This is a genomic window from Amycolatopsis sp. lyj-90 (assembly GCF_046549035.1).
GTDB lineage: Bacteria > Actinomycetota > Actinomycetes > Mycobacteriales > Pseudonocardiaceae > Amycolatopsis.
On the sequence record NZ_JAJPWP010000001.1, the window covers coordinates 333,795 to 349,857 of the forward strand.

2 protein-coding genes are annotated in these 16,063 nt (G+C 71.2%); both read left to right on the forward strand.

Features of this window, described 5'->3' with window-relative positions:
• Window positions 1-35 precede the first annotated feature (35 nt).
• Window positions 36-14,822: a non-ribosomal peptide synthase/polyketide synthase gene (locus tag ACLJPX_RS01410; protein ID WP_410599075.1), complete on the forward strand. Its 14,787-nt coding sequence runs from the start codon at window positions 36-38 to the stop codon at window positions 14,820-14,822.
• The gene (locus ACLJPX_RS01415) at window positions 14,819-16,054 is read left to right on the forward strand and encodes an MFS transporter (protein WP_410598329.1); all 1,236 of its coding nucleotides are present in this window, start codon (window positions 14,819-14,821) and stop codon (window positions 16,052-16,054) included. The genes ACLJPX_RS01410 and ACLJPX_RS01415 overlap by 4 nt, the downstream gene beginning before the upstream one ends.
• Window positions 16,055-16,063: the final 9 nt, after the last annotated feature.

The following is a 16,063-nucleotide window of genomic DNA, read 5'->3' on the forward strand; positions in this document are numbered from 1 at the left end:
CCAGACAGGACCGCATCGCGGCACTGCCCGCCCACCTGCGGGAGGCGCTGCGCGCGCGGATGGCGGGAACGGCCGCACCGGCGCCGGAGATCCCGGCCGCCGCCGACCGTTCCCGCCCGATCCCGCTTTCGTCCGCCCAGCGACGGCTGTGGTTCCTCAGCCGGTTGAGGCCGGACGACCCGGAGTACAACAGCGCGATCGCCCTGCGCCTGACCGGGTCGCTCGACCACGGCGCGCTGGCCACCGCGCTGCGCCTGCTGGTCGCCCGGCACGAACCGCTGCGGACCACCTTCGACGAGATCGACGGCGAAGGCGTCCAAATCGTCCAGCCGCCCTACGAGGTCGTGCTGCCCGTCGTGGACGTCACGCCGGACGACCTCGAGGACGTCCTGCGCGTCGAGTACACGCGGCCGTTCGACCTCCATCGCGGGCCGTTGCTGCGCGCGGTGCTGTTACGGCTCACGGAGACCGAGCACGTGCTGCTCGTGTGCGTGCACCACATCGCCACCGACGGCGCGTCGATGGGCGTGCTGACCGAAGAACTCGGCCTGCTGTACCGCGACGGCGAAGGCGCGCGCCTGCCCACGCTGCCGGTGCAGTACGCGGACTTCGCCATATGGCAGCGAAATCGGCCACCGCGCGGGGCAGGGCTCGATCACTGGAAGGAGCACCTCGCCGACGTCGAACCCCTCGACCTGCCCACCGACCGGCCCCGGCCACCGGTCCGGAGCACCGCGGGCGCGGTGCGGGAATTCAGCGTCCCCACGGACGTCGCCAGGCGCCTCGCCGACTTGGCGCGGTCGTCGGAGACCACGCTGTTCACCGTCCTGATCGGCGCGTGCCAGGCGTTGTTCGCCCGCTACACCGGGCAGGAGGACATCGCGCTCGGCACCGTCGTGCGGGGCCGCGAACGGCCGGAGCTCGAACGGGTCGTCGGCTTCTTCGTCAACACCGTCGTGCTGCGCTCGGCCGTGGACCGGTCGGCGTCCTTCACCGAGCACCTGACCCGCGCCCGCCAGACCGTCCTGGACGCCTTCACCCATGACGACGTGCCTTTCGACGCCGTCGTCGACGCCGTGCAGGCGGGCCGCGACCCCGGCCGCAACCCGCTGTTCGACGTCATGGTGCTGCTGCATTCCGTCACCGGTTCCGGACCCGGGTTTCCCGGGCTGGCCGTGGAACCGGCGGATGTCGCGCGGGACGCGGCGAACTTCGACCTCTCGCTGGAGTTCGAGGAATCCGGCGGCGAGCTCGCCGGGCTCGTCGAGTACAGCACCGAACTGTTCGACGCCGCCACGATCGACGGCCTGATCCGGCACCTGCTCCGCCTGCTGGCCGGGATCGCCGCCGAACCCGGCCGCCGGATCGCCGACCTGCCGCTGACCGACGACGCCGAAGAGCGCCGGCTGCTGTTCTGGGGGAGCAATGGGCTGGAGGTACCCGCGACGACCGTCGTCGACCTCCTCGACCATCAGGCGCGGACCCGGCCCGACGAGACCGCCCTCGTCTGCGGTGACGTCCGGCTGACGTTCGCCGAACTCGTCGCCCGCGCCGACGTCCTGGCCGCGGACCTGGCCGCTCGCGGAGCCGGTCCGGACCGGGTCGTCGCGGTGGTGCTGCCGCGGTCGGCCGAGGCGATCGTCGCGTTGTTCGCCGTGCTCAAGGCGGGCGCCGTCCACCTGTCGATCGATCCGGGGCTGCCGCCCGAGCGGATCCGGGTGCTGCTGGAGGACACCTGGCCGGTGGTCGTGCTCGACGACACCTTCACGGTCGCCTCCGACGGGCCGCGACCGGCGCCGCCCAGGCCTTCGGACGCCGCGTACGTCATCCACACCTCGGGCTCGACAGGCACGCCGAAGGGCGTCGTCGTCGGCCACTCGGCCCTGGTCAACCTGCTGGCCAACCACCGCAGCGTGTTCGGGCGCGACCGGATGCGCGTCGCGCTGACCGCGACCCTGTCGTTCGACACCTCGTGGGAAGGCCCGGTGCTGCTGGCGGACGGCCACGAACTGCACGTCATCACCGAAGAGACCCGTCTCGACCCGGCCGGACTGACCCGCTACGTCCGGGACGAGCACGTCGACTTCCTCGACGTCACGCCGTCCTACCTGCGCCAGCTGCTGCCCGCCGGACTGCTCGAAGGCGAGCACCGGCCACGGTTCCTGATGGTCGGCGGCGAGGCCCTCGACGTGGACCTCTGGCGCGAACTCGCCGCGTCCGAAACGGCCGTCCACAACTACTACGGACCCACCGAGTCCACAGTGGACGCGACCTGCGCGCCGGTCACCGGCGACCGGCCCCTGATCGGCAGGCCGCTGGGGAATGTCACGGCCTACGTCCTCGACGAGTGGTCACGCCTCGTCCCGGCCGGGGTTCCCGGTGAACTGTGCCTGGCGGGCGCCCAGCTCGCCCGCGGTTACCTCGGCAGGCCGGGCCTGACCGCGGACCGCTTCACCGCCGACCCGTTCGGCCCGCCCGGCGCCCGGCTCTACCGCACCGGCGACCGCGCCCGGTGGACCGCCGAGGGGCAGTTGGAACACCTCGGCCGCGTCGACGAGCAGGTCAAGGTCCGCGGGTTCCGGATCGAACCGGGCGAGGTCGAGGCCGTGCTGCGCGCGCAGCCGGACGTCTCGGACGCCGCGGTGGACGCGCGGGACGGCAAACTGGTCGCCTACGTCGTCGGCGACGCGAACCCCGCCGGGCTGCGGACCGCGCTGAACCGGATCCTGCCCGGCCACCTCGTCCCCTCGGCGTTCGTCGGTCTCGACCGGCTGCCGCTGACCCGGCACGGAAAGCTGGACCGGCGCGCCCTGCCGGATCCGGAGCAGGCCACCGCCACGCCGTACGTCGCACCCCGCGACGAGCGCGAGCGGCTGGTGACCGAGATCTGGTCCGACGTCCTCGGCGTCGAACGCGTCGGTGTCGACGACGACTTCTTCGACCTCGGCGGGGATTCCCTGCTCGGGATCCGGGTCGTCGCGCGGCTCCGGGACGCGCTGGGCGCCGACGTGCCCGCCCGGCTCGTCTTCACCGCGCCCACCCCGGCCCGCCTCGCCCTCGGGCTGCCCGAGAGCACGGCGCCGCGGGAGGCGATCCCGCTGCTGCCCCGCGACGGCGGCCGGTTCGAGGCACCGCTTTCCTTCGCCCAGCAACGACTGTGGTTCCTCGACGAATTCGAACCGGGCAGCACCGAATACGTGTCACCGACCGCGTTGCGGCTACGCGGTGAGCTGGACGTCCGCGCGCTGAACCGCGCCTTGACCGCGCTGGTCGCCCGGCACGAGTCCCTGCGCACGACGTTCGCGACCGTCGACGGCCGCGGCGTCCAGGTGATCAATCCGCCTTACGCCGTCGACGTCGCCGTCACCGATGGCGATCTCGACACCGCGCTGGCCGCCGCGACCGGTCCCGTCGACCTGCACACCGGCCCGTCGTTGCGGGTCGCGCTGACCCGGCTCGCCCCCGGCGATCACGTGCTCACGCTGGTGCTGCACCACATCGTCACCGACGGCTGGTCCTCCGGTGTCCTGCTGGCCGAACTGGCCGCGTCCTACAGCGCGTTCGCCCGCGGTGCGGAGCCGTCCCTCCCGCCCCTGCCGGCGCAGTACGCCGACTACGCCGTCTGGCAGCGGGAACGCCTGCGGGGCACCGAATCCGACGCCCAGCTCAGTTACTGGCGCAACCGGCTCGACGGCGTCCCGGCGCTGGACCCGCCCACCGACCGGCCTCGTCCGGCGGTGCGGACCAAGAACGGCGCACTGCACGAGTTCAGCGTGCCCGCCGGGACCACCGCCCGGCTCAAGGAGCTTTCCCGGCACCAGGGCGGCACCCTGTTCATGACCCTGCTCGCCGCGAGCAAACTGCTGTTCGCCCGCTGGTCCGGGCAGGACGACATCGCCGTCGGCACCGTCGTCTCCGGTCGTGAGCGCACCGATCTCGAGGGCCTGATCGGGTTCTTCGTCAACACCCTCGTCCTGCGGTCCACAGTGGACTTGAAGGTCGGCTTCGACACCTTCCTCGGCGATGTGCGCGACACCGTCTTGGACGCTTTCGCCCACCAGGACGTGCCTTTCGACCGGGTCGTCGACGATCTGCAACCCGAGCGCGACACCAGCCGCACGCCGCTGTGCCAGGTTCTGGTCGTCCTGCACAACACTCCGGACAGCCGCCCCACGATGACCGGCCTGGACGTCGAGGAGGTGGCCCCGCCGGTCGTGACCGCGGGCTTCGACCTCACGATCCACTTCCAGGAGACCGCCGGACGGCTCGACGCGCTCGTCAACTACAACACCGACCTGTTCGACGCCGGCACCATCGAACGGCTGACCGGCTGGCTCCGCCGGATGCTCGACGGCATCGCGTCGGCACCGGAGCGGTCTCTCGCCGAGCAGCCCTGGATCAGCCCCGCCGAACGTGACCGGGTGCTGCTGGAGTGGAACGGCAAGGCCGCCGCGGAACCGGCGCCCGCCCTGCACGAACTGTTCGCCGCGCAGGCGGCGCGCACGCCGGACGCCGTCGCCGTGACGAGCGGGAGTACCGAGCTGACCTACCGCGAGCTGGACCGGCGCGCCAACCGCCTCGCCCACCGGCTGATCGACGAGGGCGCCGGACCGGAAAAGCTGGTCGCGCTCCGCTTGCCGCGTACGGCCGACCTCGTCGTCGGCGTGCTCGCGGTACTGAAGACGGGTGCGGCCTACCTGCCGATCGACCCGGCGTACCCGGCCGCCCGGATCGAGGCGACGCTGACGGACGCGCGTCCGGTGTGCGTCGTCGAATCGGTCGAGGCAGGCGAGTGGCCGGACACCACGCCGCGGGTGCGGGTGGAGGCGGGCAACACCGCCTACGTCATCTACACCTCCGGCTCGACCGGCGTGCCCAAGGGCGTGCTGATCCCGCACGCGAACGTGACCCGCCTGTTCTCCTCGACCGACCACTGGTTCGGTTTCGACGAGCAGGACGTCTGGACGCTGTTCCACTCCTACGCGTTCGACTTCTCGGTCTGGGAACTGTGGGGCGCGCTGCTGCACGGCGGCAGGCTCGTGGTCGTCCCGCAGGACGCGGTCCGCGAACCGGAAGACTTCCTGGCCCTGCTCGCCGAACAGCGGGTGACGGTCCTCAACCAGACGCCGTCCGCCTTCTACCGCCTCGGTGCCCTGCCTTCGGCGGAGCTCAGCCTGCGGTACGTGATCTTCGGTGGCGAGGCGCTGGATCCGGCGCGGCTGGCGGAGTGGTACCGGCGACATCCGGACGGACCGCTGCTGGTCAACATGTACGGCATCACCGAGACCACGGTGCACGTGACCCACCGGCCACTGGAAGCGGACGGGACGGCCACCGTCGGCGTCCCGATCCCGGACCTGCGGACGTACGTGCTCGACGCGGATCTCGCCCCGGTCCCGCCCGGCGTGACCGGCGAGCTGTACGTCGCGGGCGCGGGTCTGGCCCGCGGCTATCTCAACCGCCCCGGCCTCACCGCGTCGCGGTTCGTCGCGGATCCCTTCGGCGCGCCAGGAACCCGGATGTACCGCACCGGCGACCTGCTGCGCTGGACCGCCGGCGGCGAGCTTGACTACCGCGGCCGGGCCGATCACCAGGTCAAGATCCGCGGGTTCCGCATCGAACCCGGCGAGATCGAAGCGGCTCTGATCGCCCACCCCGACGTCGAGACGGCGGCCGTCGTCGCCCACGGCACCGGGGACGCCCGGCGGCTCGTCGCCTACCTGACCGGCGCCGTGCCCGGGACGACGGCGCTGCGGGAGTTCCTCGGCCGCTCGCTGCCCGCGCACATGGTGCCGGCGGTGTTCGTCGCTCTGGAGCGGCTGCCGCTCAACGCCAACGGGAAACTCGACACCCGGGCATTGCCGGAGCCGGGCGCGCGGGCCGAAAACCGTTACACGGCGCCGCGCACCGACGTCGAGACGATTCTGGCCGGGGTCTGGTCGGAGGTCCTGGGCGTCGACCGTGTCGGCGTCGAGGACAACTTCTTCGGCCTCGGCGGCGATTCGATCCTCAGCATCCAGGTCGTCGCGGCCGCCCGGCAGGCGGGGCTGACGATGTCGTCGAAGGACCTGTTCCGGAACCAGACCATCGCCGAACTCGCCCACGTCGCCCGGCCCGAGGCGCCCGCCGAGCACGTCGAAGAGGAAGACCGCGGCCCGGCCCCGCTCGGCCCGATCCAGTCCTGGCTGTTCGAGCGGATGGACGATCCGTGGCGGCTGACCATGTCCGTGCACCTGGTGCTGTCCTCAGTGGACGTCCCGAAGCTCGTCTCCGCCCTGAACAGTGTCGCTGAACGGCACGATGCCCTCCGCATGCGGTTCTCCCGCGCGGACGGCGGCTGGGTGCAGGAACCCGCGCCCGCCGAAGCGCACGACATCCTCCGGCACGTCGATCTGTCCGAAGTGGACGACACGGCGGCCGCCATGCACACCGAGGCGGTGCGGGCGCAGACCTCACTCGACATCACCACCGGACCGCTGTGGCGCGCGGTGCTGTTCACCTTCCACGACAAGCCGCCGCAGTTGTTCCTCACCGCCCACCACCTCGTCATGGACGGGGTGTCGTGGCGAATTCTGCTGGCCGACCTCGAACGCGCGTACCTCGGTGAATCTCTCGGCCAGGTGCGCACATCGTTCACCCATTGGGCTCATTCTCTGGCCGAGAACGTGAAAATGGGACACCTCGACAGGGAAACCGCGTACTGGAAAAATTCTCTGCGCGGTGCGCGGGCGGATATTCCGGTTGACCGTCCGGGCCGTAACGCCGCGAAATCGGAGCGCGGTGTCTCGGTGTCACTTGGCCGGGCCGAGACCACCGCGCTCCTCAGCGACGTTCCCGGCGCGTACCGCACGGAGGTCAACGACGTCCTGCTGAGCGCGCTCGGCCGCGTGCTGACCCGCTGGGCGGGGTCGCGGGTCATGATCGCGATGGAAGGCCACGGCCGTGAGGAAATCGCCGGGCCGCTCGACCTTTCGCGGACGATCGGCTGGTTCACCGCGCAGTACCCGATCGCGCCCGCGGTGTCCGAAGGCGACTGGGGCGACGTGCTCAAATCCGTCAAGGAACAACTGCGCGCGGTTCCGAACAAAGGCGCCGGTTACGAGGCGTTGCGGTATCTGAGCGCCGAAGACGCGCCGGGTTCCGCGGTGCGCGCGATACCCACGCCCCGGATCTCCTTCAATTACCACGGCCGCTGGGACATGGGCGGTGCCGAGGACGGGTGGTTCCAGGGGCGGGGCGAAAGCATCGGGCACGACAGCGACCCGGAAAGCGTCCGCCCGTATCTGCTCGACGTCGTCGGCGTCGTCGAAGGCGGCGAATTGCATCTCACCTGGCAGTATTCCGACGAGGTGCACGAGGAAAGCACGATCCGCGCGCTCGCCGAAGACACGCTCGGCGCTTTGCGGGGCATCATCGCGCATTGCGCCGGGGCGGGCGGGCGCACACCGTCCGACTTCCCGCTGGCCAGGCTCGTTCAGGCCGATGTCGACCGCTTCGCCGGGGACGGCCGCGACGTCGAGGACATCTACCCGCTCACCCCGTTGCAGACGGGCATGCTGTTCCACAGTCTGGTCGACACCGGTTCGACCGCGTACTTCGACCAGTTCCGGCTCCGGCTGGCCGGGGTGAGCCGTCCGGAGGCGCTCGCCGAGGCTTGGCAGCGCGTGGTCGACCGCACGCCGATCCTGCGCAGCAGTACCGCGTGGGAGGGCATCGAGGCGCCGATCCAGCGAGTCCATCGTGAGGTCCGGGTCCCGGTCCGGCAGTACGACTGGCGCGCGCTCGCCCCGGCGGAGCAGCACCGGGAACTGGCGAAGGTGCTGGCCGAGGACGTGGCGGCGGGGATGGAGCTGACCGCGCCGCCGCTGATGCGCCTGGCGATCGCCCGGCTCACCGAGGACGAAGTGCAACTGGTGTGGACCTCGCACCACGTCCTGCTCGACGGCTGGAGCACGGCGCAGGTCTTCGGCGAGGTGTGCGAGCAGTACGCCGCCATCGTCGAAGGCCGGGCCGCGCGCCTGGTGCCGCGCCGTCCGTTCCGCGACTACCTGGCCTGGCTCGCCGACCAGGACCGCGCCGAGGCGGAGGACCACTGGCGCGCGGTGCTGGACGGGTTCACCACGCCGACCTCGCTGCCCTTCGACCGGCGGCCGAGGGAAGCGCATCGAGCCGAATCGGGCGAAGCGATCCTGGTCGAACTGTCCCCGGAGGAGTCCGCGCGGCTGCACGAGACGGCGAAGTCCGCGGCGCTGACGGTCAACACCGTCGTGCAAGGCGCCTGGGCGCTGCTGCTCGCGCGCTACAGCGGGGAAACCGACGTGCTGTTCGGCGCCACCGTGTCCGGCCGCCCGGAAGGAATGCCGGGCGTCGAGGCGATGATCGGCATGTTCATCAACACCGTCCCGGCCCGCGTGGAGATCCGCGGTCACCAGCCCGCCGTCGACTGGCTGCGGGAAACCCAGACGGCACAAGCCGACGCGCGCCGGTACGACTTCCTCGCCCTGTCCGAACTGCAGGCGTTCACCGGCGTGCCCGCCGGTACGGCCCTGTTCGACAGCGTGGTGGTGTTCGAGAACTACCCGATCGAGGACAGCGGTCAGGCCGACGTGCGCGTGCTGGACGTCGAGTCGCTGGACACGACGAACTTCCCGCTCAACCTCACCGCCTATCTGCACGACAAGCTCGGGCTCGAACTGTCCTACGACCCGCGGTTGTTCGACACGGCCACGATCCGCCGTCTGGCGGATCAGCTCGCGGGCTTCCTCCGCGCCTTCGCCGACGACCCGCGGTGCCGCGTCGACGCGCTGTCCCCGCTGTCGCCGTCCGAACGGCGCGAACTGCTGGCCTCGAGCAGCGGGCCGGTGATCGACGTGCCGTCCGGCACGGTCCTGGACGTCTTCGAAGCCACGGTCGCCCGTGTGCCGCACGAGACCGCCTTGGTCTTCCGGGACACGGCCTGGGACTTCGCCGAGGTCGACGCCCGCGCCACGCGGCTGGCGGGGGAGCTGGCCGCACGAGGCGCCGGTCCGGAATCGGTGGTGGCCGTCGCGCTGCCGCGGTCGGCCGAGGCCGTCGTCGCGATCCTCGCGATCTTCAAGGCGGGCGCGGTGTATCTGCCGATCGACCCCGGCCTTCCGGAAGAACGCAAACGTTTCCTGCTCGACGACGCGCGGCCGGTGGTCGTCCTCGGCGAGCCGGGGCTCACGTCGGCGACCTCCGCCGGGACGCGGGCGAGTGTGGACACCGCCGCGTACGTCATCTACACCTCGGGTTCGACGGGAACGCCCAAGGGCGTCGTCATCGAGCACCGCGGCCTGATGAACATGCTCGCCGCGCACCGCCGCGGTTTCCTCGGCGGGGAGCGCCGCCGGATCGCGCTCACCGCCTCGTTCTCCTTCGACACGTCCTGGGAAGGAGTGCTGGCTCTGATCGACGGTCACGAGCTGCACGTGCTGGACGACGACACCCGGCTCGACCCCCGTGCCGCCGTCGACTACGTCCGGCACCACCGGATCGACCTGCTCGACCTGACGCCGACGTATCTGCAGCAGCTGATCGAGGCCGGACTGCTGACCGGGGAACACCGTCCCGGCACGGTTCTCGTCGGCGGCGAGGCGACCGGCGAGCGGCTGTGGCGTGAACTGGTGGAGTCCGGGGTCACCGCGCACAACTACTACGGGCCCACCGAAGTGACCGTCGACTCCGTCCACACGCCGGTGACGGGGGACCGGCCGCTGATCGGCCGTCCGCTGGCCAACCTGCGGGCGTACGTCCTCGACGCGACCGGCGTACCGGTCCCGGCGGGGATGCCGGCCGAGTTGTTCCTCGCCGGCGTCCAGCTCGCCCGCGGCTACCTCGGCCGTCCGGGGCTGACCGCGGATCGGTTCGTGGCCGATCCCTTCGGCCCGGCCGGCACTCGCATGTACCGCACCGGCGACCGCGTGCGCTGGACCGCGGACGGACGGCTCGACTACCTCGGCCGCGTCGACGACCAGGTGAAGATCCGCGGCTTCCGGATCGAGCCCGGAGAGGTGGAAGCCGTGCTGCGGCGGCATCCCGCGGTCACCGACACCGCGGTCGCCGCGCGCGACGGACGCCTCGTCGCCTACGTCGTCGGCGACACCGAAGGCCTGCGGGACTGGCTGCGGGAGCGCCTGCCGGATCACCTCGTCCCGACGGCGTACGTCGCCCTCGACGTACTTCCCTTGACTCGTAACGGAAAGGTCGACAAGCGGGCGCTTCCCGCGCCTGGCCGCGACACCGCCGCGGAATACGTGGCGCCCCGGACCGAGACCGAACGCCGTCTCGCCGCGATCTGGGCCGAAGTACTGAAACTGGACCGGGTCGGCGTCACGGACAGCTTCTTCGAACTCGGCGGTGACTCGATCCTGAGCATGCGGATCACGTCGCGGGTGCGTACCGAGCTGGGCGTCGATGTCTCGCCCCGCGCGTTGTTCAGCGCGCCGACCCTCGGCCGGTTCGCCGCGGCGCTGCCGGAGCAGCAGGCCGGTACCTCGCCCATCCCGGTCGTCGCCCGCGACGGTGCCTTGCCGTTGTCGTTCTCCCAGCAGCGGTTGTGGTTCCTCGACGAGTTCGAATCCGGTGGCACCGAATACCTTTCACCCACGGCGTTGCTGCTCCGCGGCGAGCTCGACGTCGACGCGCTGAACCGGACGCTGGACTTCCTGGTGGCCCGGCACGAATCGCTGCGGACGACCTTCGACGCCGTCGACGGCCGTGGCGTCCAGTTCGTGCACGAGCCGTACCACGTCGACCTGCCGGTGGAGGACTTCGACGAGAACACTCTGGTGCGGGAAGCGTCGCGGCCGTTCGAGCTGCGCACCGGACCGCTGCTGCGGGCCCGGCTGTTCCGGCGGTCGGCCGACGAGCACGTCCTCCTGCTGGTGCTGCACCACATCGTCACCGACGGCTGGTCTTCGGGCGTGCTGGCCGCCGAACTCGACGACTGCTACGCCGCTTTCGTCCGTGGCGAAGAGCCGCGGTTGCCGGAGCTTCCGGTGCAGTACGCGGACTTCGCTTCCTGGCAGCGCCGGCTCCTCGACGGCCCCGAGCTCGCCGGGCAGCTGGACCATTGGCGAGACCGTCTCGCCGGGCTGGAACCGCTCGAGCTGCCCACCGACCGGCCCCGGCCCGCGGTGCGCACGACCGAGGGGGAGTGGGCCGGATTCGACGTCCCCGCCGACGTCGCCACGAAACTCCGGGAGCTGGCCAACGCCCAGGACGGCACCCTGTTCATGACCCTCGTGGCCGCCTGCCAGGTGCTTCTGGCCGGTTGGGCGGGTCAGGAAGACGTCGCCGTGGGTACCGTGACCTCCGGCCGGGAGCGCGCCGAACTGCAACGCCTCGTCGGGTTCTTCGTCAACACCCTCACCCTGCGGTCCACTGTGGACAGCGGACGGTCGTTCCGGGAGTTCCTGGCGCGGGTGCGGAGCACGGTGCTCGACGCGTTCGCCCACCAGGACGTCCCCTTCGAACGCGTGGTGGACGCCGTGCAGCCTGCCCGCGACCCGAGCCGGACCCCGCTGTTCCAGGCCATGGTGGTTCTGCAGAACACCGGTGACCGGCCCGGCTCCGGCAAGCTGGTCGCGGAGGAGGTCGCGCTGCCCGCGGTGTCGGCCACCTTCGACCTGCTCGTGCAGTTCGAGCAGGACGGCGACGCGCTGCACGGGGCGATCAACTACAGCACCGGACTGTTCGACGCGGCGACGATCGACAGGCTGATCGCGCGGTTGCGGACCCTCCTGACCGCGCTCGCGGCCGAACCGGATCGCCCGATGGCCACCTTGCCGTCGCTGCCCCAGGTCGAACTCGACCAGCTGCGAGCGTGGAACGACACCGCGCGCGACGTCCCGGCCGCCTCCCTGGCCGAACTGGTCGAGACACAGGCCCGTCGGACACCCACGGCGCCCGCGCTCCTGTCGGACGAGGGCTCGCTGACCTTCGCTGAACTGAACGCGCGGGCGAACCGGCTGTCCCGGCTCCTCGCGACGAGGGGCGCCGGTCCCCAGCGGATCGTCGCCGTCCGGTTGCCGCGTTCGGTGGACCTCGTGGTCACCGAACTGGCCGTGGCCAAGACCGGAGCCGCGTTCCTGCCGGTGGATCCCGGCTATCCGGCCGAGCGCATCGAGTTCATGCTGCGCGACGCGGACCCGGTCCTGGTGGTGGACGGCGCGCTCGACGCGACCGGGTACGACGACACCGATCCGGGGACGCCGGTCGATCCGGCGCAGCCCGCGTACGTGATCTACACGTCCGGTTCGACCGGGCGGCCCAAGGGCGTCGTCGTTTCCCACGCCGGGCTGGCTTCCTTCTCCGCCGCCGGAATCGAGCACTGCGAGGTACGTCCGGGGGATCGCGTGCTGGCGTTCAGTTCGCCCAGTTTCGACGCGTCGATCCTGGAACTGTGCCTGTCCCTGCCCGCGGGCGCCGCGCTCGTCGTCCCTCCCGAGGGGCCGTTGCTCGGCACCCAGCTCGCCGAGGTCCTGCGGCGGCGGCGGATCAGCCACGCCCTGATCCCGCCGATCGCGCTGGCCACCGTTCCCGAGGTGGACCTGCCGGACTTCCGCACCGTGCTCGTCGGCGGGGACTCCTGCCCGGCGGCGCTGGTGGACCGATGGGCGCCGGGCAGGCGGATGATCAACGCGTACGGGCCCACGGAGTCCACCGTCGTCACCTCGTGGAGCGCGCCGCTGACCCCCGGCGGCACGCCGCCGATCGGCGCGCCGATCCCGAACACCGAGGTCCACGTCCTGGACACCGCGCTGCGGCCGGTGCCGATCGGGACGACCGGCGAGCTGTTCGTCGACGGCGCCGGTCTCGCGCGGGGATACCTGAACCGGCCCGGTTTGACCGCGGACCGGTTCGTCGCGAACCCCTTCGGCACGCGGGGAAGCCGGATGTACCGGACCGGTGACCTGGTCCGCTGGACGGTGCCGGGTGGGCTGGAGTTTGTGGGACGCGTGGACGAGCAGGTCAAGGTCCGCGGCTTCCGGGTGGAACTCGGTGAGATCGAAACGGCGCTGCGCCGGCATCCCTCGGTACGGGACGCCGTCGTGGTCGCCCGCGAGATCGCCGGCCACAAACGGCTCGTCGCCTACGTGGTTGGCGAGGCGACGGACCTCCGGGCCTTCCTCGGGGAGACGCTGCCGGACTACCTCGTGCCGTCGATCTTCGTCCCGGTGGACGCGATCCCGATCACCGCCAACGGCAAGGTGGACCGCGCGGCGCTCCCCGCCCCGGATCCGTCTCTGGCGCAGAGTGCGGACTACGTGAAGCCGCGCACCGAAACGGAAGAGACCCTGGCGAACCTCTGGGCCGAAGTCCTCGGCCTGGACCGGGTCGGGGCCACGGACAACTTCTTCGATGTCGGGGGCGACTCGATCCTGAGCATCCAGGTCGTCCACCGTGCCCGGCAGGCGGGCCTGGCGATGCGGTCGAAGGATCTGTTCACCCACCAGACGGTCGCCGAGCTGGCGACGGTGGTGAAACCGGTCGACACGGCGGCCGAGGATCGCGAGGTCGTCGTCGGTGACGTTCCGCTGACGCCGATCCAGCGGTGGTTCTTCGCCTCCGAACCGGCGAATCCGGCGCACTTCAACCAATCGGTGGTCGTCGAACTGGCCGGACCGGTGGAGGAGGAGTCACTGCGGCTCGCGCTCGACGCCGTCGTCGCCCAGCACGACGCGCTGCGCCTGCGCTTCGAGCGGACCGCCGCCGGGTGGACGCAGTACAACGAACCGGCCGAGCCGAGGCCGGTGCTGAAGAGGGTGCCCGCCGCCGATCTGGAGAGCGAGGCCGAGTCGGCGCAGGCGGACTTCGACCTGGCCCGGCCACCGCATCTGCGCGCGCTGCTGACCGAACCGGCGGGGACGGAGAATCCCCGACTGCTGCTCGCCGCGCACCACCTGGTCGTCGACGCGGTGTCGTGGAGCATCCTGCTCGAAGACCTCGAACGCGCGTACCGGCAGATCGAAGCCGGGGAGAAGGCGGACCTCGGGGCCAAGACGACGTCCTTCCGGGACTGGGCGCACCGGCTGCGCGAGTTCGTCGCGGAGGGCGGTTTGGACGGTGAACACGCGCATTGGGCGCGTGAGCTGCCCGGTCGCACGATCCCGCGAGATCAGACCGGCGCTCCGCCCGCTCCGCCGGAATCGGTGACCGTCGAGATCGACGAGCGGGACACCGACGCCCTGCTGCATCTGGCGCCCGGCGCGTACCGCACCCGGATCAACGACGTTCTGCTGACCGCGCTGGCCCGGGCGCTCACCCGCTGGACGGGACAGCGAGCCGTCGCCGTCGATCTGGAAGGCCACGGACGCGAAGAGATCCTCGACGACGTCGACCTTTCGCGGACCGTGGGATGGTTCACCACCCTGTTCCCGGTCGGTCTCACGGTCGAGGACTCCCTCGGCTGGAGAGAACTGGTCAAGGCGGTCCGGAAACAGCTGCGTGCCTTGCCGGGCAACGGTTTCGGCTATGGCGCCCTGCGGTACTTCCGGTACCCGGAGCTCGGTGACACGGCGTCGGAGGTCGCGTTCAACTACCTGGGCCAGGGCGATCACGCGGGGGAGGGGAGCGGGCTCTATCTCCGGGCCCACGCGCCTCTCGGCCGCGAGCAGGACCCCGCGAACCGCCCGCCGCACGTCCTCGAGGTGGTCGGCGGTGTGCGTGACGGCCGTCTGGAGTTCTCCTGGTACTACCAGCCTCACCTGAACACGCGGACCACGGTGGCGGCCGTCGCCGCGGACTTCGCCGAAGCCTTGCGCGCCATCGCGTCGGACTGCCGGGGTGAGGAGGCGTGAGCGGACTGAGGAGCAATCGCGACTACCGGCTCCTGTGGACCGGGCAGGTCGTCTCCGAGGCCGGTTTCAGTACCACGATGATCGCGTTCCCCCTGCTGGTCTTGGCGATCACCGGATCCGGTGTGCAGTCGGGGCTCGTGGTCGGCTCGGTGGCGATCGCCCAGCTGGTCGCCGGGCTGCCCGCCGGCGCGCTGGCGGACCGCTGGCACCGCAAGCGGATCATGCTCGGCTGCGAGGCCGTGCAGGCGATCGCGGCCGCCGCGCTCGTCCTCGCGCTGTGGTGGGACGGTGCCGGAGTCGGCCTCCTGGTCGTCGTCGCCGTGGTGATGGGGGTGTGCCGTGCCCTGTTCGAACCGGCGGAGGAGGCGAGCCTGCCCCTCCTGGTCCAAGCCGGGGAAGTACCGACGGCGGTCTCGCTGAACGCCGCGAGGACCAGCGCCGGGCAGTTGTCGGGCACCGCGCTCGGCGGGTTCCTGTTCGCCCTCGGCCGGGTCGTCCCGTTCGTTTTCGACGTCCTCACGCATCTTTTCGCGTTCGTGGCGCTGCTGTTCGTCCGGCTGCCCGCACGGCCTGCCGCGGTTTCCCGGCCGCCCGCGCATCTCGGCCGGGAGATCGTGGAGGGGCTGAAGTGGGTGTGGGGGCAACCCCGGCTGCGGGTCACGACGTTCTGCGTGGTCAGCCTGAACCTGTTCTTCTCGGCCTACTACCTGGTGATCATCGTGCTGGCCGACCGTCGGGGCATGCCCGCCGGCGAGATCGGTGTCATGGCGGCGATGCTCGGCGCCGGCGGGGTGCTCGGCGCCTTCGCCGCGCCCGTCCTGTATCGCAAGATCAGCCCGTACCTGTTGATCACCGGGGTGTTCTGGGCGCTGACCGTGCTGACGCCCATCGCGATCTTCGTGCACAGCGGTTATCTGATGGGACTGCTGTTCGCCGCGATCGCCTTCCTCCCGCCGTCGGTCAACACCGCCATCAGCACCTACCAGCTGTTGAACACGCCCGACGAGCTGCGTGGCCGGCTCGGCGGCGTACTGGGGGTGACCGGCGGCCTGGCCGCCGCGCTCGGCCCCGCGCTGGGCGGCTGGCTGGTCGAGGTGCTGACCGGACCCGCCGCGGTGCTCGCGTGCGCGGGCGCCATCGCGGTCGTCACCGTGTTCACCACGCTCAACCGCACCCTGCGCGGCCTCCCCGCCGCGTCCGAACCACTCGAAGCGGAAATCACCGGAAAATAAGGAGAGAAA